This window comes from Leisingera sp. ABD4_442 (assembly GCF_056160905.1).
On the sequence record NZ_JBSWYB010000055.1, the window covers coordinates 1 to 18,568 of the forward strand.

Genomic DNA, 18,568 nt, shown 5'->3' on the forward strand with positions numbered 1-18,568 from the left:
GCTCAGCGCCAAGGGCGCTGAGCCTCGCCCAACGGGAGCGCTGCGCCCGGGGCGCGGCGGCGATGGGCGGGAGAACCCTGCCGGTGTAATTGAGGGTCAGATGGCGGTGCTGTGGCCTGCGTGGTTCAGGTCATAGGCGTCGAAACTGCGCGCGATCATCCGGGTCAGCGGGCGGGCTTCCGCGCGGATTTCCAGCCCCTTGGCGGAGATCTGCAGCATCCCCGGAAAGGCTGCGCCTGCCTCTGCAAACATGCGGTCCAGATCCGCCTCGTCCACCGCAAAGCGCGACAGGATCTCCTCGCGGCAGATGCGGAAATCGCACATCAGCGCCTCGATCAGCCGCGCCCGCAGCAGGTCTTCGCCGCCAAAGCCATGGCCGCGGGCGGTGGCAAACTGCCCGTCCCGGATGGCGCGGACATAGGCTGAGGTGGCAGGCGCGTTCTGCGCATAGCCCTGCGGAAAGCGTGAGATTGCAGAAGCACCGATGCCGATCAGCACATCGGCCGGATCATCGGTGTAGCCCTGGAAGTTGCGCCGCAGGCGCCCGGTCTGCTGCGCCACCGCCAGCCCGTCATGGGGCCGTGCAAAATGGTCGATGCCGATCTCCCGGTAGCCGTCCCACAGAAACAGCTGGCGGGCGGTCTCGAACAGCTCCAGCCGCGCCTCAGGCGTGGGCAGCGTATCAGAGCGGATCATGCTTTGCCGCCCAGCCATCCAGGGCACATGGGCATAGCCGTAGACCGCCACCCGGTCCGGCGTCAGCGACAGCAGCTTCTGCACGCTTTCGGTCATCCGTTCCTGTGTCTGATGCGGCAGCCCGAACAGGATATCGGCATTGAGACTGCCGATGCCATGCGCGCGCAGCAGCTCAATCGCCTGGCGTGTCGTCTCGAAACTCTGGATGCGGCCGATCGACTGCTGGATGGTGCTGTCGAAATCCTGCACGCCCACAGAAGCGCGGTTCATCCCCGCTTCCGCCAGCGCCTCCAGCCGCCGGTCTCCGATTTCGTTCGGGTCGATCTCGACCGAGAACTCCGCCCGCGGCGCCAGTGGTACGGCGTCTGTGATGGCAGCCGCCAGATCCCGGATCAGCTCCGCGCTCAGCAGCGTTGGCGTGCCGCCGCCCCAATGCAGCCGTGACAGGGTGATGCCCTCCGGCAGGCTGCCGCGCAGCAGGGCGATCTCCGCCTTCAGAACCTCGGCATAGGCCTCCACCGGCGCATCCGACTGGGTGCCCTGGGTGCGGCAGGCGCAGAACCAGCACAGTCTGCGGCAGAACGGCACATGCACATAGAGAGAGATGCTGCTGCCGGGGGAAATCATGGAAATCCAATTGGAAAACTGCGCAGAATCCGTCGCCTTCCCAAAATGCGGCGCCGTGGGGTAACTGGTATAGCGCGGCACTTTGGCGTCAAACAAACCGAGTTTGGCCAATTGAGCTTTCTGATCCATTCAATTACCGTTATGGAAAGGCGCGCAGCAAAGCCTTGACCCAGATCAAACGGGATCCCTGAATGAACGCTCCGATCTTGTCACACTCCAGATGCGGCGACTGCCCGATCCGTCACCGTGCCGTCTGCGCACGCTGCAACGCGGATGAGCTGGAAGAGCTGGACGGCATCAAATACTACCGCACCTACGAGGCCGGCCAGCCGATCATCTGGTCCGGCGATGTGATGAATTTCGTGGGCTCAGTGGTTTCCGGCATCGCCTCCCTGACCCAGACGATGGAGGACGGCCGCACCCAGATGGTGGGCCTGCTGCTGCCCAGCGATTTCGTCGGCCGTCCGGGCCGCGAGGGCGCCGCCTATGACGTGGTGGCAACCACCGATGTGGTGATGTGCTGCTTCCGCAAGAAGCCGTTTGAAGAACTGATGGAGCGCACCCCGCATATCGCCCACCGGCTCTTGGAAATGACCCTGGACGAACTCGACGCCGCGCGGGAATGGATGCTGGTTCTGGGCCGCAAGACCGCGCGCGAGAAGATCGCCAGCCTGCTGTCGATCATTGCACGGCGCGATGCCTCGCTGACGCCCGGCGGCGCCACCAACCGGATGGTTTTCGACCTGCCGCTGACGCGGGAGGCGATGGCGGACTACCTGGGCCTGACCTTGGAAACCGTCAGCCGCCAGATCTCGGCCTTGCGGAAAGACGGGATCATCCAGTTGGAAGGCAAACGGCATGTGACCGTGCCCGACATGCGCCGCCTGATGGAAGAGGCCGGCGACGACAGCGACGGCGGCTTCCTGGGCTGAGCCCCTCCGGCGCCTTATTCCTTAGCGGAACAAATCCCCAAGGGTGCTGGGCCGCACCCTTGGGGCTGTGCTGCGTGCACGTGCGGGGGGAACCACTCAGGGTTTTGCGGCCCGCAGCACCGGGTAGAACTGGGTAAAGACAAAATCATCGGCTGCGTTTGCCTCGTGGCAGGCATTGCAGGCATCCGTGGGGAAGGCAGCAGCGGTGTCCGCATAAGGCTCGCCTCCGTGGCCGAAGGAGAAGAAGGCCCAGCCGCCGGGTTCATTCGGGAAGCGGGCATTGTCCTTGACCAGCAGTTCCAGGCCAACGAATTCGCCCTGGAAATAGCCGATGCCCGAGACCTGCGCATTGGCGCCAGTGTCCGGATCGGTGCTGTCATCGGTTTGCACCATCACCAGCTCCTTGGCGATCTGGGTGCCCTCGGGCCAGGTGCCGGTGGCGGCATAATGGTCAAAGGCGGTGGGCTCCACATAGACATTGTGAAACTCGGGGAAGGGCGCCTCGCCGCCGTTCAGCGCATTCGGGGTCAGCGGGCTGCCCACAAAGACCCAGCGGCGGAAATCATCGGGTTTCACCGCCTCTCCGGCCGCGGTGAAGCTGGCGCCGCGGATTGCATCCGATTGGGCAATTGCGGCACCGCCCCCGAGAGCGGCGGCGAGGAGGGCGGTCAGCAGGAGGGGCTTTGCAGCTGCGGTCATGTGGCAATCCTTGAGCAAGTGCGAGGGGTGACTGCGGTCAAGGTAGGAGGGCGGCGGCCCGTTTTGGGTTATGGAATTGATAACTGCCCTTTGCCTGCGAAATGCCGTTTACTGGGTCCGGGAGGACCCGCATGGACTTACGCCGCATCCGCCAGTTTCTGCTGCTGGCCGAAACCCTGAATTTCTCCGAGGCCGCCCGGCAGAGCGGGGTGTCGCAGCCTGCGCTGAGCAAATCGGTGCGCAAGCTGGAGGAGGAGCTGGGCGGCAGCCTGATCCGGCGCGAGGGGCGGCTGACGCATCTCACGCATCTGGGCCGGGCGATGGCGCTGCATCTGGCGGAGGTGGCGCGCAGCGCGTCTTCGGCCGAGGCAGAGGCGCGCCGGATCAGCAGCGGCAATGTGCAGCCCTTGGAGATTGCGGTGATGTGCACGGTGGGGCCTTACCGGCTGTCGCGTTTCATGCTGAATTACCTGGCCGAAAACCAGGATGTGGAAATCACCCTGCACGATGTGCCGGCGGTGAAGATCGGCGAGGACCTGCTGAGCGGGCGGGTTGATCTGGCCATCCTCGGCGCGCCGGTCTCGGACGCCGGGCGGCTGCACCACATCGAGCTTTACACCGAGGATATGGTGATGGCCTGCGCCGCCGATCACCCCTATGCGGCGCGGCCGGCGGTGGACCTGGAGGATCTGGGGCGGCAATCCTATCTGGACCGGCTGCATTGCGAGTTCCGCGATACATTCCTGGCCACGGCGGTGCGGGAGAATGTGGCGATGCGGATTTCGGTGCGCAGCGAGCGCGAAGACTGGATCCAGTATCTGGTCAAGACCGGCCAGGGCGTCACCATCCTGCCGCGCCATTCGGTGGTGATGGACGGGATTGTGACAGTGCCGCTGGCGCGCGAGGACATGAAGCGCAGCGTGCTGTTGTCGGTGGCCGCCGGGCGGCAGGATTCAGAGGCAGTGCAGCAGTTTGTATCCCAGGCGCGCAAACACGCCTGGAGTGGCGGGGGGGGCTGAATCTGCTGGCCTTTACAGGCGGTCCGGAAATCCCGCAAGAACACGCATCGCATCGCATCGCATCGCATCGCATCGCATCGCATCGCATCACCAGCACCAGCACCAGCACCGGCAGAGCTCCCGCGCCCGCGCGTGCCCGGCTGTGCCGGACCCGCTGGCGGGTTTGGGCGTGGCTCGGCGCGCAGCGCCGAGCCACGCCCAACCGGAGGAAGCCTTTCGCAGGAAAGGCTGACGACGGGCGGGAGCGGCTCTGATTTCCGGGCCTGACGGCAGCGGGTGACCCGGCGGCTCCGGTGTGCTCTACTATTGCGGTAACATAACATGGAGACCGCAATGCAGTTTGGAAGCCTTTTCGGGATGCTGATCATCGGGGCGCTGGCGGGCTGGCTGTCGGGCAAGATCATGCAAGGGCGCGGATTTGGCATCCTTGGCAATATCATCGTCGGCGTTGTGGGCGCCTTCCTGGCCGGCACGATCTTTCCGGCGCTGGGGTTTGCCGCGGGCGGCGGCTTCTTCTGGTCGCTGATCCACGCCACCATCGGCGCAGTGATCCTCTTGTTCCTGATCGGCCTGATCCGCAAGGCGGGGTAGCAGGTCCTGCTGCAGTAAAAAAGGCGCCCCGGGACGGGGCGCCTTTTTCATGCCGGCAATCCGGCTCAGCCGCCGGGTCAGTGCGCCATCAGCACCGGCACTGCGGCCTGTTCCAGCATGTTGCGGGTGGCGCCTCCCAGGATCGCCTCGCGGAAGCGGGAATGGCCATAGGCGCCCATCACGATCAGATCGGCGGCGGTGTCGGCGGCGTGGCGGTTCAGGATGTCAGAGACCCGGGTCAGCGTCTTGCTGAGCACGTCGATCTCGCAGGACACGCCATGGCGCGACAGCATCTGCGCCAGCATGCCGCCGGGATCGGAGCGTTCGGGGCCGTGCTGCGGCGGGTCGATCACTGCGATGCGCACCAGATCGGCGCCGGTCAGGAAGGGCAGCGCCTTGCGGATCGCGGTCATTGCCTCAATGCTTTCGTTCCAGGCCACCAGGACCGTCTTGGGCCGCTGCATCACCGCGCCCCCGCCCGGCATCTTGTCCGGCACCACCAGCACCGGCGCGCGGCCTTCGAACAGCGCCGATTCGACGATCGGCTCTGCCTCGGCGCGCTTGCCCGCGCCATAGGGCTTGCCCAGCACCACCAGGTCGGAGAACCGCGCATGGCGTGCCACATGGCGGCCGAGGTCGGCGATCTGGGCGACGCCGCTGTCGGTGGCAAAGGGGATGCCCGCCCGCTGCAGCGCCTCTTCGGCCCTGGCCTGGACGTCTTCGGCTTCTTCCTGGGCGCGGGCCAGGGTTTCCTGCAGCACCATCGCGTTGGCGCCTGCATAATAATATCCCGTCTGGGTGCGGTCGACACCAAGACAGAGCGCATCGGCATGAGCGCCGAATTCCTCGGCCAGGGCCGCAATTTGCGCCAGAGGCGCCGCTGCGGTTTCCGCAGCCGTGAGGACGGTAAGCAAGGACTTGTAGGACATTGACACCTCTCGGCGGATGATGCACCGCGAGCCTGTACGGCGCCGGTGCGGCGTGTTTCACTGCACGGGAAGAAGTGTCACATGTTGCCCGGATTTGTCTTGATGCAGATCAAGGCAGCACAGGGGCGCCTTTTGCATTAAGGGCGCGGTCTATTAACGTCCCCGGATCCGCAAGAGTCGCGGGGGCATGGCAAAGGGACGCAAGATGTCTAACTATATCAAGCTGATAGCGCTTGGTCTGGTCACGCTGTTTGCGATGATCGGTACCAATTACGCGCGGGATCTGGCTTACCAGGTGCATGCGGTCATCGTGATGATCGTGGCCGGCGGGCTGTTCCTCTATACTTTGCGCCACACCGGAGAGCCGAAAAAGGCCGTTGCCGGGGTGGAAAATGAGTATTTCGACAGCGTGATCCGCGCTGGTGCAATTGCAACTGCCTTCTGGGGTGTTGTCGGATTTCTGGCAGGGACCTTCATTGCGTTCCAGCTGGCCTTTCCGGCGCTGAACTTTGAATGGGCGCAAGGGTTCGCCAATTTCGGCCGCCTGCGCCCGCTGCACACCTCCGCGGTGATTTTCGCCTTTGGCGGCAACGCGCTGATCGCCACCTCCTTCTATGTGGTGCAGCGGACCTCCGCGGCGCGGCTGTGGGGCGGCAACCTGGCGTGGTTCGTGTTCTGGGGCTACCAGCTGTTCATCGTGCTGGCGGCGACCGGCTATCTGTTCGGCTCCACCCAGTCCAAGGAATACGCAGAGCCCGAGTGGCACGTCGACCTGTGGCTGACCATTGTCTGGGTCGCCTATCTGGCGGTGTTCCTGGGCACCGTGATCAAGCGCAAGGAGCCGCATATCTATGTGGCGAACTGGTTCTACCTGGCGTTCATCGTCACCGTGGCGATGCTGCACCTGGTCAACAACATGACCATCCCGGTCTCGATCTGGGGCTCCAAGTCGGTGATTGTCTGGCCGGGCGTGCAGGATGCGATGATCCAGTGGTGGTACGGCCACAACGCTGTGGGCTTCTTCCTGACCGCGGGCTTCCTGGGCATGATGTATTACTTCATCCCGAAACAGGCCGAGCGTCCGGTCTTCTCCTACAAGCTGTCGATTATCCACTTCTGGGCGCTGATCTTCCTGTACATCTGGGCCGGCCCGCACCACCTGCATTACACCGCGCTGCCGGACTGGGCTTCGACCCTGGGCATGGTGATGTCGGTGATCCTGTGGATGCCTTCCTGGGGCGGCATGATCAACGGCCTGATGACCCTGTCGGGCGCCTGGGACAAGCTGCGCACCGACCCGGTGATCCGGATGATGGTGATCTCTGTCGGCTTCTACGGCATGTCCACCTTTGAGGGCCCGATGATGTCGATCCGCGCCGTGAACTCGCTGTCGCACTACACCGACTGGACTATTGGCCACGTGCACTCCGGCGCCTTGGGCTGGAACGGCATGATCACCTTTGGTGCCCTCTATTACCTGGTGCCAGTGCTGTGGAAGCGTGAGCGTCTGTACTCGCTCAGCCTGGTCTCCTGGCACTTCTGGCTCGCCACCATCGGTATCGTGCTTTACGCCGCGTCGATGTGGGTGACCGGCATCATGGAAGGCCTGATGTGGCGCGAAGTGGATGCCAACGGCTTCCTGGTGAACTCCTTTGCCGACACCGTGGCAGCGAAGTTCCCGATGTATGTGGTGCGCGGTCTTGGCGGGGTGATGTTCCTCACCGGCTCGATCATCATGTGCTACAACCTGTGGATGACCGTCCGCCGGGCCCCGGCCAAAGAGGCCAGCCTGACGGTTCAGGTCCCGGCTGAATAAGGAGCCAGGCAGATATGTCCATTCTCGACAAACATAAGATCCTCGAGACCAACGCGACCCTGCTGCTGATCTGCAGTTTCCTGGTCGTGACCATTGGCGGCCTGGTGCAGATCACTCCGCTGTTCTACCTGGAAAACACCATCGAGGAGGTGGAGGGCATGCGTCCCTACACCCCGCTCGAACTGGCGGGCCGGGACATCTACATCCGCGAGGGCTGCTATGTCTGCCACAGCCAGATGATCCGTCCGATGCGCGATGAGGTCGAACGCTACGGCCACTACTCGCTGGCGGCGGAGTCGATGTACGACCGCCCGTTCCAGTGGGGCTCCAAGCGGACCGGGCCGGACCTGGCCCGGGTCGGCGGGCGCTACTCGGATGAGTGGCACGTCGACCACCTGCGCGACCCGCAGGCGGTGGTGCCGGAATCGGTGATGCCGAAATACGGCTTCCTCGAAGAGAAGAAGATCGACGGCAAGTACATCGGCGAGGTGATGGCCACCAACGCGCTCTTGGGCACCCCCTACAGCGACGAGATGGTGGAGCAGGCGCAGCGCGACTTCCGTGCTCAGGCGGATCCGGACAGCGATTACGACGGGCTGCTGGAACGCTATGGCGAGGGTGTCAACGTGCGCAACTTTGACGGCCAGCCCGGTGTTTCCGAGGCCGATGCGCTGATCGCCTACCTGCAGATGCTGGGCACGCTGGTCGATTTCTCGACCTTTACGCCCGACGCAAGCCGCTGAGGAGGGAGAGATGGAACTCTATACACTTCTCAGGCAATTTGCGGACAGCTGGATGCTGCTATTCCTGTTCACCTTTTTCATCGGTGTTGTGGTCTGGGCGTTCCGCCCGGGCAGCACCAAGGTCTACAAGGATACCGCCAACATCCCGTTCCGGCATGATGACGCACCCGCGCCCAGCCAGGGCCAACCCGCCGCGGATAAGGAGGCGAGGGCATGAGCAAGAAATCGCAAAAATTCGAGGGCGATCCGAACACCACCGGCCATGAGTGGGACGGGATCGAGGAATTCGACAACCCGATGCCGCGCTGGTGGCTGTGGACCTTCTATGTGACCATCATCTGGGGCGTGCTCTACACCATCGCCTATCCGGCCTGGCCGCTGATCAACGGCGCCACTGCCGGGGTGCTGGGCTGGTCGACGCGCGGCGACGTCGCGGCAGAGATCACCGCGGTGGAAGAAGCCAACGCGCCGGTCAACGCCAAGCTGGAAGCAACCGAGCTGACCGCGATTGCGGCGGATGCGGATCTGAACTCCTATGCGGTGTCCGCCGGTTCCGCTGTGTTCAAGACCTGGTGCGCCCAGTGCCACGGCTCCGGTGCTGCCGGTGCCAAGGGCTATCCGAACCTGTTGGACGACGACTGGCTCTGGGGCGGCTCGGTGGAGGATATCCACGCCACCGTCACCCACGGCATCCGCAACGAGGACAGCGACGATGCGCGCTATTCCGAGATGCCTGCCTTTGGCCGCGACGAGCTGCTTGAGAAAGAAGAGATTTCCCAAGTGGTGAACTACGTGATGTCGCTGTCGGGCGAGGCGCAGGATGCCAGCCAGGTTGAGGCCGGTTCGGTTGTCTTTGCCGACAACTGCGCCTCCTGCCACGCTGAAGACGGCACCGGCGACCGCGCGCAGGGCGCGCCGAACCTGGCCGATGCGATCTGGCTCTATGGCGGCGACTACGCCACCCTGACCGAGACCGTGAGCAACTCGCGCTATGGCGTGATGCCGGCCTGGAACACCCGCCTGACCGAAGCGCAAATCCGCGCGGTGTCGGCCTATGTCCACCAGCTGGGCGGCGGCGAATAAGCCGGAAGGTTTGCGAAACGCAAAGAAAGGGCTGCCTGCGGGCGGCCCTTTTTCCTTTTGGGAGGCTCCCCAAGGGTTGATCGCATGACGGTTTTCCGGCACCGTCTTCCTTATTTGATCAAATTATTGGAGCTGGAAATGACTGCAGATCGGATCAGCCTGGAGACGGCGGTTGCAGCCAACCGCATGGCTTGGGACAGCTCCGCGCGGCTGCATGAGGGCAACGCCCTGTGGCAGGAGCTGACAGCCGGATTTGCGCAGCCGGGGTTTTCGACCTTTGACCGGACCATGACGCAGGCGCTGCAAGAGATGGACCTGAAAGGGCTTTCCGGGGTTCAGATCGGCTGTAACAACGGGCGCGAAACCCTGTCGCTGGCGGCCTTTGGGGCGGAGCGCTGTCTGGGGATCGACCAGTCAGCGGAATTCCTCAAACAGGCCGAGACCCTGAAAGAGATCGCGGGATCGGACTGCGAATTCCTCTGTTCCGATATCTATGCGCTGCCGCCGGATGTGCGGCGCGATTTCGATTTTGCCGTGATCACCATCGGGGTGCTGGGCTGGATGCCGGATCTGGACCGGTTTTTCCAGGCCGTTGCCGGGCTGCTGCGGCCGGGCGGGCGGCTGGTGATCTATGAAACCCATCCGGTGCTGGAGATGTTCGAGCCGGAATCGGAGCAGCCCAATCTGCCGACCTATTCCTATTTCAGTGATGGCCCCGCGCTGACAGAGCAGGCGATCACCTATGACGGCAGCAAGCAATCCGCTCCGCCGTCCTATTGGTTCAGCCACAAGATGAGCGATATCGTCATGGGGCTGATCGCGGCCGGGATGAGCCTCACCCGGTTCGAGGAATATCCCCATTCCAACCGGGAGGCAGAGTTCGATATCTACCAGAACCAGACGGCGCAGCTGCCGATGTGCTTTGCCCTGGTGGCCGGCAAGGCAGCAGGGTAACGCGCGGGCAGGGGGGATTAGCCCATCGAGGTCATCGACTTGCGCTTGCGGGCGCGGGCGGCGTCGGTTCTGGTGCTCCAGGCGGCGATGCTGCCCCACAACAGAACGTAGAAAACGCCGGTGCCCAGCACCAGTTCACCGGGGAAGGGGCCGATGTCGGCACGGTCCACGGCCTGGCCCAGCGAGGTGATGCCGGTGGGATGCACTGCCAGCTTGCCCGCATAGGCCAGGGACTGGATCAGCAGGATCCAGAAATAGTTGCGCCGGATCCGCCGCCCGATCGCGGTCATCACGCCGACATGGTACTCGGGCCGCAGGTAATCGGCGGCCAGCACATCCTGCCAGTGCTCCTCCAGATGCAGGTCGCCCTCTTTCAGCATCGGTGTGTAGAAATGCGTCTCCATCCAGCGGGCGCGGGCGCGGAAGACGTTGAAATAGCGGTAGCGGCGGGCCTCCAGCATCAGGAAGAAGATGATCAGCACCCCGACCAGGATCAGCGGCAGCGGCGAGGCCTCGGGCGAGGAAAAGGAGATCGACAGCGCCACGCCCAGCGTGACCACGGCCCAGTTGGTGGTGGTGTCCAGCCGGGTGCGCCAGATGGTGCTGCGGTAGATCTCGCCGCGGTACAGATGCGCCAGCGCGCCGATTTCTGCCGCCGACAGCGGTTCGCGGCTGCCGGTTCCGGTCTGTTCGCTTTCATCCTTGGCCATAAGGCCAGCGTAGTTTTTTTACCGGGGCCGGGCAATTTTTTTGCGCTTGTTTGATCCGCATCAAACTCTGCCCGGCGGGGACGGGGTAAAACCGCAGGTGAAAGACATTGCTGCTTGGCTAACACCCCTCCTGGGCAGCAAGATATCCCGCTAGGCCGACGTGCAGGCCAAACGGGTCATGCGCCGGTTTTCCGATCTGTTCGCGCGTTTCCTGGAAAACCGGCGCTTTTTTCGCTCAAATCTCTTGCGGATTGATGCAGCGGACCTGCGGCGGCCGGCCGCGCAGCCATGCGGTGAACCTGGCCAGCAGACCCGGTGCGCGGGGCGGCAGCTGATAGGCGCGCGGCAGCGGTTTGGCGGGCGCCAGATCGCGCAGCCGCACGCAGTCCTGGCGGGCCGCGGTTATCATCGAGCGGGCGTAGATATCGGTCAGCATGGCGGGCTCCTGTTTTGGCGTGTGTTCCTGATACTTGCCTGAAAGCGCGATTCCTGCGAGTTAAGAAGACTCACATCATGTAAGCGTGGATTACATATGGATTGGTTGAACATGCCGCCGCTGGCTGCGCTTCGGGCCTTTGCTGCTTTTGCGGAGGCTGGAAATGTGGTGCAGGCAGGGGCGGCGCTGAATGTCAGCCACGCTGCCATCAGCCAGCAGCTGCGCGCGCTGGAGGCCTATCTTGGTGCGGCTTTGCTGGACCGCGGCGGCCGGACCCTGGCGCTGACGGCGGAGGGGGCGCATCTGGCCCGTGCGCTGCAGCTGGGGTTTGGCGCGATAGAGGCGGCGGTGCAGGAAATTGCGGCCGCCGGTGCCGCCCGGCCGGTGCATGTGACTTGCACGCCCGCCTTTGCCGCCCATTGGCTGATGCCGCGGCTGGCGGGGTTTCAGGCAGAGCATCCGGACATTGACCTGGTGCTGGATCCGCGCGGCGAGATTGTCGAGCTGAAACCGGGCGGTGTGGACATTGCTATCCGTTATGGCGGCGGCAGCTGGCCGGGGCTGGAGGCCGCGATGCTGCTGCCGTCGCCGATGGTTGTGATTGCCGCGGACAGCCTGCTGCAGGGGCGGGAGGTTGCCGCGCCGGAGGATCTGCTGGACCTGCCCTGGCTGGAGGAGCTGGGCACCTCCGAGGCGTCACGCTGGCTGGAGTCCCGCGGTGTCACCGCCTCCCTGCGCGGGCCGCGTACCCGGCTGCCGGGCAATCTGCTGATGCAGGCGGTGCGGGCGGGCCAGGGGGTGGCGGTCAGCGTGCAGGCCTTTGCCGAAGAAGATCTGCGCAGCGGCCGCCTGCGGAACCTGTTCACCGAAAGCGACAGCCGCGGCTACCACATCGTGACCCGTGCGGGCGTATTGCGCCCCGAGGCCCGCAAGCTTGTCAGCTGGCTGCGGCGGCAGTGCGCCAAGGGATAATGGCGCAACCTGCCGGGCAGCCTTTGGGGGCTGGGATCAGAACAGGAAGTCGCCCCTGTCCAGATCCGCCAGATCCACGCCCGACAGGGTGATTTCGGTTCTGGCATTGTCGGTGATGACCACGTCGTCCCCGTTTTGGGTCATGTGGTTCTTCTGCAGGTCAGCGAACCCTTTGATGCGGGTCACAGCGGACAAGTCGATCTTTTCGTTGCCGTTGAGGGCGTTGAAGTCCCTAACGGTGTCCGAGCCGCCCTTGTTTGCAAAGACGAACACGTCGCTGCCTCTGCCGCCCGAAAGCTGGTCGTCGCCTTTGCCGCCGGCCAGCTGGTCACCGCCCGATCCGCCAAGCAATTTGTCCCGGCCGCCGTTCCCCAGCAAGGTGTCGGCGCCTGCGCCGCCTTTGAGGGTGTCTTCGCCGCGCCCGCCGGTCAGCCAGTCGTCTCCCTGCAGCCCGTCGAGGCGGTCGTCGAAGCGGGTGCCAGACAAGCGGTCGCTGCCGTCGCTGCCTTGGGGCGGCGTTAGCACAATCCGCGATTCGATTTCGCCTTTGAAGGTGGAACGGCTGTAGTCCTGCCAGCTGACCGCGACAACGCCGTCTGCCAGCTCAGCCACCTTAACCCGCACATCCAGATCTGTTGTCCCGGATGATATTTTGGTTTCACCGCCAATGGGGGTGCCGTCGGCGTTGAACCGCTGTGCGGCGATAATGGACGTGCTCGAAGATGTGACACTCGTCCAAACGATCAGGAAACCGCCGTCCGACAGCGCTGTGACGTCCGGTTTGTACTGCACGTTTGATGTCTGGCTATGCACTTGGAACTCGTCGCCAGCCGGGCTGCCGTCTGCATTCATGATCCGTGCATAGATACCTTCGTCGCTGCCGTCCTGTCCGTCGGAATTCCACGCCACAAGGATTTTGCCGCTGTTCAGAACTGTGATGGAGGGATCCGATTGGTTGTCCAGCCAGTACTGGTTCACCTGAAGCTCGCCCGTTCGTGCCGTGCCATCGGCATCGTAAAGACGCAGCATCACGGCATAAAGGCTGTCGTCCACTTCCCTGGAGCGCCAGGTGACGGCAAAGCCGCCATCCTGCAGTCCGGTGATATCGCCAAACGACTGGAAGCCCTCGGTAGTCAGATTGACACGAAAGTCATCTGAACGGGGGGTGCCGTCGGCGTCGAATACCCGGGCATGGTAGCTGAATCCACTGCTGTCCCGCCCAAGGCCGTTGTAGGAGACAGCGAATCCGCCGTCAGCCAGAGCGGTGATTTCAGGGTCGAAGCTTGTGTGCTCTGTGTCCACAAACACAGTGAAGGCTTCCCCGGACGGCAGGCCGTCTTTGGAAAACTTCTGCGCTTCGATTGCGGCATTGGTTGAGCTGCGCAGCGATGTGTAGGTGACGACGAAACTGCCATCCTCCAGGACAGCCACATCCGGGCGATTGTCTTTGCGGGTGCTTTGCGTAATTTCGATGGCCTTTCCCTTGGGCCGGCCATCGGGGCGGATGATCTGCGCTCTAATGCCGAAGCTTGAGTCCCAGACAGTGACATAGCCGCCATCGGGCAGAGCAGACATGCCATGCACGTTTATGCTTGCGGCATCAGGAAGGGGTGTTTCTGTGCCGGTTCGTGACAAGGTGCTCATATGCTGCTCTTTTTTAGGACTGCAGGTTTGTGAGCTTTGTATTCGTGCATAGAGGGTAGTGGCAACCCTGGGTTAGAAACCCTTGCCGCCTCCCGCCGCTTCAATGACGGAATAATACCGCCGGCCGCCGCAATCGCTGCGCTGCGGCAACTTGCCTCTGGCGGGGGCGGGCGCACAGGCATAGGTGGCGTTTTGCCCTCACAATGCGCGGATGCAGGCCGGAAAACATGATTGTGCGATGCGCTTTTTGATCCACGTCAAAGTTCTGGCATCCTGCATCTGTGACAAGGGCGCGAGACAGCCACAAGACGGAGAGAGTCCGTGAGCGATTCCGAGCCAGCCCCGAGCCTTTACGCTGCCAGGGAGCCGATTTTCCCGCGCCGCGTGTCCGGACCCTTCCGGAACCTGAAATGGTACATCATGGCGGTGACGCTGGGCATTTATTACCTGACCCCCTGGATCCGCTGGGACCGCGGACCCAGCCTGCCGGATCAGGCGGTGCTCTTGGATCTGGCCAACCGGCGGTTCTATTTCTTCTGGATCGAAATCTGGCCGCATGAATTCTACTTTGTCGCGGGCCTTCTGATCATGGCGGGGCTGGGGCTGTTCCTGTTCACCTCGGCGCTGGGCCGGGTCTGGTGCGGCTATGCCTGCCCGCAGACCGTCTGGACCGACCTGTTCATCCTGGTCGAGCGCTGGATCGAGGGCGACCGCAACGCCCGCCTGCGCCTGCACCGGCAGAAAAAGATGGACTTCCGCAAGGCGCGGCTGCGCCTGACCAAATGGGCGGCCTGGTTCCTGATCGGCATGGCCACCGGCGGCGCCTGGGTGTTCTATTTTGCCGACGCACCAACCCTGGCCTATGACCTGGTGACGCTGAACGCGCACCCGATTGCCTATTCCACCATGCTGGTGCTGACCGCGACGACCTTCCTGTTCGGCGGCTTCGCCCGCGAGCAGATCTGCATCTATGCCTGCCCCTGGCCGCGCATTCAGGCGGCAATGATGGATGAGGACACGCTGACCGTCGGCTACCGCGAATGGCGCGGCGAGCCGCGCGGCAAACCGCGCAAGACCGACGCGCCCGGCACCCAGCACGGCGACTGCATCGACTGCATGGCCTGCGTCAACGTCTGCCCGATGGGCATCGACATCCGCGACGGCCAGCAGATGGAATGCATCACCTGCGCCCTGTGCATCGACGCCTGCGACGATGTGATGGCCAGGATCGGCAAGCCGCGCGGGCTGATCGACTATATGGCGGCCTCGGACGAGGCGGCGGAACGCCAGGGCAAGCCGTCCAAGAACGTCTGGAAGCATATCTTCCGGCCGCGCACCATCATGTACACCAGCCTGTGGTCGCTGGTCGGGCTGGGGCTGCTGTTTGCCCTGTTCATCCGCGCCGACATCGAGCTGACGGTGGCACCCGAACGCAACCCGACCTATGTGACGCTGTCGGACGGCTCGATCCGCAACACCTATGACGTGCGCCTGCGCAACAAGCATGGCGAGGACCGGGTGTTCAAACTGTCGATCAAGGGCGATCCCGCGATGCGGCTGCAGCTGGAAGGCACCGTCTACCACTCGGTCAACGTGCCCGCCGATACGGCGCTCTTGCAGCGGGTCTATATCGTCTCCTCCAAGGGCTCGGCACCTTCGCAGACCGATACCACCCCGGTTCGCATCTGGGTCGAGGATCTGATAAACGGGGAACGGGCGTATAAGGACACCAGCTTTAACGGCAAGGGGAAGTGAGCCATGGCCAAGCGCGAACGTGAGTTTACCGGCAAGCACATGCTGATGGTTTTTGGCGGCGCCTTTGCGGTGATCATCGGGGTGAATATCGCTCTGGCGGTGAATGCGGTGAAGACCTTTCCGGGGCTGGAGGTGAAGAACTCCTATATCGCCAGCCAGGAGTTTGACGAACGCCGTTCCGCGCAGGAGGCGCTGGGCTGGTCGGTCTATGCGTCCTCAGCCGGCGATCAGGTCAAGCTGGAGATCACCGATGCCGAGGGCCAGCCGGTGGAGGTCGCCAAGCTGAGCGCGACGCTGGGCCGGGCCACCCATGTGCAGGACGACCAGCAGCCGGAATTCACTTTTGATGGTCAGGCCTATGTGGCGCCGGCCGCGCTTGGCCCCGGCAATTGGAACATCCGCATGGTGGCGCGGGCCAAGGACGGCACCGAGTTCACCCAGCGCGTGATACTGCATGTGAAAGGCTGATCGTCATGACCGCCCAGCTCCGCCCGTCTCTGGCCGCCTGTCCGGCCTGCGTTGCCGCACCGCACGACAGTGCAGAGCAGGCCCCCACCGAGGCCCGGCTGGCGCTGTCGCTGCCGGGCATCCATTGCCAGGCCTGCATCTCGGCGGTGGAGCGGGAGCTGAACGCCCATCCCGGCATCCATTCGGCGCGGGTGAACCTGACGCTGAAACGGGCGCTGATCGAAGCCGACCCGGAGGTGCGCGCCGCCGATCTGATCCCGGTGCTGGAACAGGCGGGTTATGAGGCGCATGAGCTGGATCTGGCAGCGCTGGCCGCCACCCAGAATGACAAGGCGGGCCGCGACCTCCTGATGCGGCTGGCGGTGGCGGGCTTTGCCTCGATGAACGTGATGCTGCTGTCGGTGTCGGTCTGGTCCGGTGCGTCTGACGCAACCCGGGATATGTTCCACTGGATCTCTGCCGCGATCACCTTCCCGGCGATCATCTTTGCTGCGCAGCCGTTTTTCGCTAACGCCTGGACCGCGCTGCGGGTTGGCCGCCTCAACATGGATGTGCCGATTGTGCTGGCGCTGGTGCTGGCGCTGGTGACTTCGCTGTGGGAAACCTCGCTGTCGGGCGAGCACGCCTATTTCGACGCAGCCTTGACGCTGACCTTCTTCCTGCTGGCAGGCCGTTACCTGGACTACCGCACCCGCGCCGTGGCGCGCTCCGCGGCTGAGGAACTGGCCGCGCTGGAGGTGCCCCGTGCAATCCGGCTGCTGGACGGCGATGAATACGAGGTGCCGGTGGCGGATCTGGCCATCGGCGATCTGATCCTGGTGCGCCCCGGCGGGCGGATGCCGGTGGATGGCGAGATCGTGGAGGGCCAGTCGGAACTGGACCGCTCCCTGCTGACCGGGGAGACCCTGCCGGTGTTCGCAGCGCCGGGCCTTGCAGTTTCCGCCGGCGAAGTGAACCTGACCGGACCGCTGACCATCCGCGCCACGGCGGTGGGCGAGGACACCTCGCTGCACCGCATGGCCGATCTGGTGGCCATCGCGGAATCGGGGCGCTCGCGCTATACCTCGCTGGCGGACAGCGCGGCCAAGCTTTATGCGCCCGGCGTGCATATCCTGTCGGCCTTGGCTTTTGCGGGCTGGTATCTGTGGACCTTCGATATCCGCATGGCACTGAACATCGCGGCTGCGGTGCTGATCATCACCTGCCCCTGCGCCTTGGGCCTTGCGGTGCCTGCGGTGACCACCGCGGCCTCGGGCCGGCTGTTCAAAAAGGGCATGCTGATCAAACACGCCACCGCGCTGGAACGGCTGGCCGAAGTGGACACCGTGGTCTTCGACAAGACCGGCACGCTGACCGCCGGCACGCCGGAGGTGACCAATCTGGGCGATCACGCCCGCGCAGACTTGGAGATTGCGCTGGCACTGGCCGAAGGCTCGGCGCACCCGCTGTCCATGGCACTGACCCGCGCGGCGCGGGAGGCCGGAATCAAACCGGCCAGGGTGCAGGACATCACCGAGGTGCCGGGTTATGGCGCCGAAGGAACGTTCCGCGGCGCCCGCGTGCGGCTGGGCCGCGCGGCCTGGGTGGGCGCTGCGCAGGGCAGCCAGACGGCGGCCTGGCTGGATACCGGGGCAGGGGAGGCGAAAGCGTTCCTGTTCACCGACGCGCTGCGCCCCGGCGCCGCGGAGGCGGTCACGGCCCTGAAGGCGGCAGGCAAGGACGTGCTGCTGATCTCCGGCGACACCGCCGGCGCGGTTGAGGATCTGGCCGGGCGGCTGGGCATCACCAAATGGGTGGCCGAGGCGCTGCCCGCCGACAAATCCGCCCGGGTGCAGCTGCTGGCAGATCAGGGCCGGAAGGTGCTGATGGTGGGCGATGGCCTCAACGACACCGCGGCGCTGGCGGCGGCGCATGTGTCGATCTCGCCCGCCTCGGCGCTGGACGCGGCACGGGTGGCCTCCGACATTGTGCTCTTGGGTCAGGATCTCGGGCCGATTGCCGAGGCCTGCGGGGTGGCGCAGAAGGCCACCCGCCGGATCCGCGAGAACTTCCGTATTGCCACGCTGTATAATGTGATTGCGGTGCCGCTGGCGATTGCCGGCCTGGCGACGCCCTTGATTGCGGCGCTGGCGATGTCTACCTCTTCCATAACCGTCTCCCTCAACGCGCTGCGGCTGCGCTGAGCCTGCCATACCGGACCCGCCCTCCAAGGAACCGCCCATGAGTGTCCTCGCCTATCTGATCCCGATTTCGCTGATCCTCGGCTCGGTGGGGCTGGCGGCCTTTGTCTACACGGTGCGCAGCAACCAGTATGACGATCCAGAAGGCGACGCCCGCCGCATCCTGAGCGATGACTGGGACGACAAGCCCAAGCCCTGATCCGGCCCCGGCACCTGGTTCGGCCTGCCGCGGAACAGCAAACAAGCCCTCCCGCCCCCGCAGCTGCCCTGGCTGAAGCCAGAGCCCCTTGGCGGCGTTGGGCGCGGCACCGCGC

At 64.3% G+C, this 18,568-nt stretch carries 19 protein-coding genes; 13 read left to right on the forward strand and 6 right to left on the reverse strand.

Annotated features, from left to right (window positions below):
- Positions 1–96: 96 nt before the first annotated feature.
- Positions 97–1,452 (reverse strand): oxygen-independent coproporphyrinogen III oxidase, encoded by a 1,356-nt coding sequence (gene hemN, locus ACXAHG_RS22300; protein WP_475060870.1) that lies wholly within the window; start codon positions 1,450–1,452, stop codon positions 97–99.
- Between the two features lie 62 nt (positions 1,453–1,514).
- Here hemN and fnrL point away from each other — a divergent pair, with 62 nt between their 5' ends.
- A complete protein-coding gene (gene fnrL / locus ACXAHG_RS22305; protein ID WP_475041354.1) occupies positions 1,515–2,255 on the forward strand; it encodes a transcriptional regulator FnrL in 741 nt (246 codons plus the stop codon).
- A 96-nt stretch (positions 2,256–2,351) separates the two neighbouring features.
- Here the strand turns inward: fnrL and ACXAHG_RS22310 are convergent, their stop codons facing one another.
- Positions 2,352–2,954, reverse strand: a complete 603-nt coding sequence (locus ACXAHG_RS22310; RefSeq protein WP_475041355.1) for a cytochrome P460 family protein — start codon at positions 2,952–2,954, stop codon at positions 2,352–2,354.
- Between the two features lie 131 nt (positions 2,955–3,085).
- Between ACXAHG_RS22310 and ACXAHG_RS22315 the strand changes: the two genes are divergently transcribed.
- Both ACXAHG_RS22315 and ACXAHG_RS22320 read left to right on the forward strand, forming a co-directional pair.
- Positions 3,086–3,973: a LysR family transcriptional regulator gene (locus ACXAHG_RS22315; RefSeq protein WP_475041356.1), complete on the forward strand. Its 888-nt coding sequence runs from the start codon at positions 3,086–3,088 to the stop codon at positions 3,971–3,973.
- A 333-nt stretch (positions 3,974–4,306) separates the two neighbouring features.
- Positions 4,307–4,564 carry a GlsB/YeaQ/YmgE family stress response membrane protein gene (locus ACXAHG_RS22320; protein WP_475041358.1) on the forward strand — a complete coding sequence of 86 codons (258 nt, stop codon included), beginning with the start codon at positions 4,307–4,309 and terminating at the stop codon, positions 4,562–4,564.
- Between the two features lie 77 nt (positions 4,565–4,641).
- Here the strand turns inward: ACXAHG_RS22320 and ACXAHG_RS22325 are convergent, their stop codons facing one another.
- Complete coding sequence (locus ACXAHG_RS22325) at positions 4,642–5,493, reverse strand: universal stress protein (protein ID WP_475041360.1); 852 nt, start codon at positions 5,491–5,493, stop codon at positions 4,642–4,644.
- Between the two features lie 205 nt (positions 5,494–5,698).
- Here ACXAHG_RS22325 and ccoN point away from each other — a divergent pair, with 205 nt between their 5' ends.
- From ccoN to ACXAHG_RS22350, 5 genes are all read left to right on the forward strand, one after another.
- Positions 5,699–7,309, forward strand: coding sequence for a cytochrome-c oxidase, cbb3-type subunit I (ccoN, locus tag ACXAHG_RS22330; protein WP_475041362.1), 1,611 nt, complete (start codon positions 5,699–5,701; stop codon positions 7,307–7,309).
- A gap of 14 nt (positions 7,310–7,323) precedes the next feature.
- The gene (gene ccoO, locus ACXAHG_RS22335) at positions 7,324–8,052 is read left to right on the forward strand and encodes a cytochrome-c oxidase, cbb3-type subunit II (protein WP_475035106.1); all 729 of its coding nucleotides are present in this window, start codon (positions 7,324–7,326) and stop codon (positions 8,050–8,052) included.
- 10 nt (positions 8,053–8,062) lie between these two features.
- Positions 8,063–8,269 (forward strand): cbb3-type cytochrome oxidase subunit 3, encoded by a 207-nt coding sequence (locus ACXAHG_RS22340; RefSeq protein WP_475041363.1) that lies wholly within the window; start codon positions 8,063–8,065, stop codon positions 8,267–8,269.
- Positions 8,266–9,135 carry a cytochrome-c oxidase, cbb3-type subunit III gene (gene ccoP / locus ACXAHG_RS22345; RefSeq protein ID WP_475041365.1) on the forward strand — a complete coding sequence of 290 codons (870 nt, stop codon included), beginning with the start codon at positions 8,266–8,268 and terminating at the stop codon, positions 9,133–9,135. The genes ACXAHG_RS22340 and ccoP overlap by 4 nt, the downstream gene beginning before the upstream one ends.
- 138 nt (positions 9,136–9,273) lie before the next feature.
- On the forward strand, positions 9,274–10,089 hold the full coding sequence (locus tag ACXAHG_RS22350) for a class I SAM-dependent methyltransferase (RefSeq protein ID WP_475060872.1): 816 nt from the start codon (positions 9,274–9,276) through the stop codon (positions 10,087–10,089).
- Positions 10,090–10,106: 17 nt separating this feature from the next.
- Here ACXAHG_RS22350 and ACXAHG_RS22355 read toward each other — a convergent pair whose 3' ends face one another.
- Together ACXAHG_RS22355 and ACXAHG_RS22360 are read right to left on the reverse strand one after the other, a co-directional pair.
- Positions 10,107–10,799 (reverse strand): DUF2270 domain-containing protein, encoded by a 693-nt coding sequence (locus ACXAHG_RS22355; RefSeq protein WP_475041368.1) that lies wholly within the window; start codon positions 10,797–10,799, stop codon positions 10,107–10,109.
- 235 nt (positions 10,800–11,034) lie between these two features.
- Positions 11,035–11,235: a hypothetical protein gene (locus tag ACXAHG_RS22360; RefSeq protein WP_475041370.1), complete on the reverse strand. Its 201-nt coding sequence runs from the start codon at positions 11,233–11,235 to the stop codon at positions 11,035–11,037.
- 96 nt (positions 11,236–11,331) lie between these two features.
- Between ACXAHG_RS22360 and ACXAHG_RS22365 the strand changes: the two genes are divergently transcribed.
- The gene (locus ACXAHG_RS22365; protein ID WP_475060874.1) at positions 11,332–12,207 is read left to right on the forward strand and encodes a LysR family transcriptional regulator; all 876 of its coding nucleotides are present in this window, start codon (positions 11,332–11,334) and stop codon (positions 12,205–12,207) included.
- Between the two features lie 36 nt (positions 12,208–12,243).
- Here the strand turns inward: ACXAHG_RS22365 and ACXAHG_RS22370 are convergent, their stop codons facing one another.
- A complete protein-coding gene (locus ACXAHG_RS22370; protein ID WP_475060877.1) occupies positions 12,244–13,782 on the reverse strand; it encodes a hypothetical protein in 1,539 nt (512 codons plus the stop codon).
- A gap of 390 nt (positions 13,783–14,172) precedes the next feature.
- Here ACXAHG_RS22370 and ccoG point away from each other — a divergent pair, with 390 nt between their 5' ends.
- From ccoG to ccoS, 4 genes are read left to right on the forward strand one after another with little or no spacing between them, the layout of a single operon-like run.
- Positions 14,173–15,606, forward strand: coding sequence for a cytochrome c oxidase accessory protein CcoG (gene ccoG / locus ACXAHG_RS22375; protein WP_475060879.1), 1,434 nt, complete (start codon positions 14,173–14,175; stop codon positions 15,604–15,606).
- 3 nt (positions 15,607–15,609) lie between these two features.
- Positions 15,610–16,074, forward strand: a complete 465-nt coding sequence (locus ACXAHG_RS22380) for a FixH family protein (RefSeq protein WP_475060882.1) — start codon at positions 15,610–15,612, stop codon at positions 16,072–16,074.
- A gap of 5 nt (positions 16,075–16,079) precedes the next feature.
- Positions 16,080–18,257, forward strand: a complete 2,178-nt coding sequence (locus ACXAHG_RS22385; protein WP_475060885.1) for a heavy metal translocating P-type ATPase — start codon at positions 16,080–16,082, stop codon at positions 18,255–18,257.
- A gap of 37 nt (positions 18,258–18,294) precedes the next feature.
- Positions 18,295–18,453, forward strand: a complete 159-nt coding sequence (gene ccoS / locus ACXAHG_RS22390; protein WP_475035127.1) for a cbb3-type cytochrome oxidase assembly protein CcoS — start codon at positions 18,295–18,297, stop codon at positions 18,451–18,453.
- Positions 18,454–18,568: the final 115 nt, after the last annotated feature.

Bases quoted from the DNA above. Each gene is read 5' to 3' on its own strand.
- hemN (WP_475060870.1), bottom strand. From the start codon at position 1,452: ATGGATCAGAAAGCTCAATTGGCCAAACTCGGTTTGTTTGACGCCAAA.
- fnrL (WP_475041354.1), top strand. From the start codon at position 1,515: ATGAACGCTCCGATCTTGTCACACTCCAGATGCGGCGACTGCCCGATC.
- ACXAHG_RS22310 (WP_475041355.1), bottom strand. From the start codon at position 2,954: ATGACCGCAGCTGCAAAGCCCCTCCTGCTGACCGCCCTCCTCGCCGCC.
- ACXAHG_RS22315 (WP_475041356.1), top strand. From the start codon at position 3,086: ATGGACTTACGCCGCATCCGCCAGTTTCTGCTGCTGGCCGAAACCCTG.
- ACXAHG_RS22320 (WP_475041358.1), top strand. From the start codon at position 4,307: ATGCAGTTTGGAAGCCTTTTCGGGATGCTGATCATCGGGGCGCTGGCG.
- ACXAHG_RS22325 (WP_475041360.1), bottom strand. From the start codon at position 5,493: ATGTCCTACAAGTCCTTGCTTACCGTCCTCACGGCTGCGGAAACCGCA.
- ccoN (WP_475041362.1), top strand. From the start codon at position 5,699: ATGTCTAACTATATCAAGCTGATAGCGCTTGGTCTGGTCACGCTGTTT.
- ccoO (WP_475035106.1), top strand. From the start codon at position 7,324: ATGTCCATTCTCGACAAACATAAGATCCTCGAGACCAACGCGACCCTG.
- ACXAHG_RS22340 (WP_475041363.1), top strand. From the start codon at position 8,063: ATGGAACTCTATACACTTCTCAGGCAATTTGCGGACAGCTGGATGCTG.
- ccoP (WP_475041365.1), top strand. From the start codon at position 8,266: ATGAGCAAGAAATCGCAAAAATTCGAGGGCGATCCGAACACCACCGGC.
- ACXAHG_RS22350 (WP_475060872.1), top strand. From the start codon at position 9,274: ATGACTGCAGATCGGATCAGCCTGGAGACGGCGGTTGCAGCCAACCGC.
- ACXAHG_RS22355 (WP_475041368.1), bottom strand. From the start codon at position 10,799: ATGGCCAAGGATGAAAGCGAACAGACCGGAACCGGCAGCCGCGAACCG.
- ACXAHG_RS22360 (WP_475041370.1), bottom strand. From the start codon at position 11,235: ATGCTGACCGATATCTACGCCCGCTCGATGATAACCGCGGCCCGCCAG.
- ACXAHG_RS22365 (WP_475060874.1), top strand. From the start codon at position 11,332: ATGGATTGGTTGAACATGCCGCCGCTGGCTGCGCTTCGGGCCTTTGCT.
- ACXAHG_RS22370 (WP_475060877.1), bottom strand. From the start codon at position 13,782: ATGTCTGCTCTGCCCGATGGCGGCTATGTCACTGTCTGGGACTCAAGC.
- ACXAHG_RS22380 (WP_475060882.1), top strand. From the start codon at position 15,610: ATGGCCAAGCGCGAACGTGAGTTTACCGGCAAGCACATGCTGATGGTT.
- ACXAHG_RS22385 (WP_475060885.1), top strand. From the start codon at position 16,080: ATGACCGCCCAGCTCCGCCCGTCTCTGGCCGCCTGTCCGGCCTGCGTT.
- ccoS (WP_475035127.1), top strand. From the start codon at position 18,295: ATGAGTGTCCTCGCCTATCTGATCCCGATTTCGCTGATCCTCGGCTCG.